The sequence below is a fragment of the Paenibacillus sp. DS2015 genome, assembly GCF_050433705.1.
In the GTDB taxonomy this organism is placed as follows: Bacteria; Bacillota; Bacilli; order Paenibacillales; family Paenibacillaceae; genus Paenibacillus_AQ.
The window spans coordinates 1-1,170 of sequence record NZ_JBNPWS010000092.1 but is presented as its reverse complement, the minus strand read 5'-3'; the positions used below and the strand labels follow the sequence as shown (position 1 = coordinate 1,170).

Genomic DNA, 1,170 nt, shown 5'->3' with positions numbered 1-1,170 from the left:
GGACTCGTATAGTGCACACCTTGATCCGAATGGATAAAAGCATCTTTTGTTAAATGGCGATGTTTTAATTTCAGTTTCTGGAGTGTATTGAGTGCAATATCTAATGTGATTTTATCAGATACTTCATAAGCTAAAATTTCATTTGTTTCGGCATCTTTAATGGTCGACAAATAGGCACGCTTGCCGTATTTGTACGTTAAATACGTGATATCCGTTAATAACACTTTACCTGCCACGCCTTGCTTAAATTCACGTTGAAGCAGGTTTGGACATGTTCGATGTTCTTTCGTTGCCTTCGCCATTCTTCGGTAAGGATTCGCTTTTCGAATCGGACATATGATTGAAAACTTTTTCATAATACGACGAATTCGTTTTAAGTTAAATGTAATCTGGTATTGATTTTCTAACGTCATTTTAATTTGGCGTGCGCCTTTGTTTCGGCGGCGGAATTTATAGGCTTTTAAAATGATATCCTTCAACTTTTTATCTGCTATCTCACGCTTTATCCGATTGCGTACAGCCTCTTCTTTGAAATAACCGTAATAACCTGAACGTGATACGCCTGTGATTTTACAAAGGAAGCTAGCGAGACGTTTTAATTGGTATTTTTCAATGATGTGATGAATCAGTTGGAATTTCTGCTCGGTTTTTAATGTGATTTCTTTTTCATCATCTGCCTTTCTAGTTGATCGAGCTTTTTTAATAGTTCATTTTCAACTTGTAATAATTTCATCTTCGCCTTTAAGCGAGTGTATTTCTCTTCGATGCTTAGCTCGCGCTCTAATGGACGACCAGAACTATATCTTCGAGTATCCTCTAATCCCGACACTCCTTTGTCTTTATAAGCCGTACGCCAACGATCGGCGGCCTTGCTAATGCGAGTCCCCCCTAAAACTTCCGCATCAAACCCAGCGTCTTCAAAAATTTGACGTGGTAATTTTCCTTGTTCATTTTCATGGATAAATACCTGCTTAAATTCGTCAGTATACGTAATTGCTTTTTCACTAACTGCTTTTACATGGGGGTTCTTTTTCAGCTGTTCCTGTTGTTGTTTTGTAAATATTTTCTTGGACATTTTCATTCGCTCCGATTGTTATTTTTCTCATTATAAACAAAAAAGACCCAATAAGATGACCTTTTTCAAGTGTCTATCTTACTGGGTACATTTTA

The 1,170-nt window shown here is 37.2% G+C and carries 2 protein-coding genes; both read right to left on the bottom strand.

Annotated features, from left to right (window positions below):
* Positions 1 to 617: IS3 family transposase (locus J2T13_RS26275; RefSeq protein ID WP_429375667.1), on the bottom strand; the 617-nt coding region annotated here is incomplete at its 3' end.
* Between the two features lie 32 nt (positions 618 to 649).
* Positions 650 to 1,075, bottom strand: a complete 426-nt coding sequence (locus J2T13_RS26270) for an HTH domain-containing protein (RefSeq protein WP_429375665.1) — start codon at positions 1,073 to 1,075, stop codon at positions 650 to 652.
* Positions 1,076 to 1,170 lie beyond the last annotated feature (95 nt).

What these genes read in the sequence shown, in the direction of transcription:
- J2T13_RS26270 (WP_429375665.1), bottom strand. Translation starts at nt 1,075, where the DNA reads ATGTCCAAGAAAATATTTACAAAACAACAACAGGAACAGCTGAAAAAG.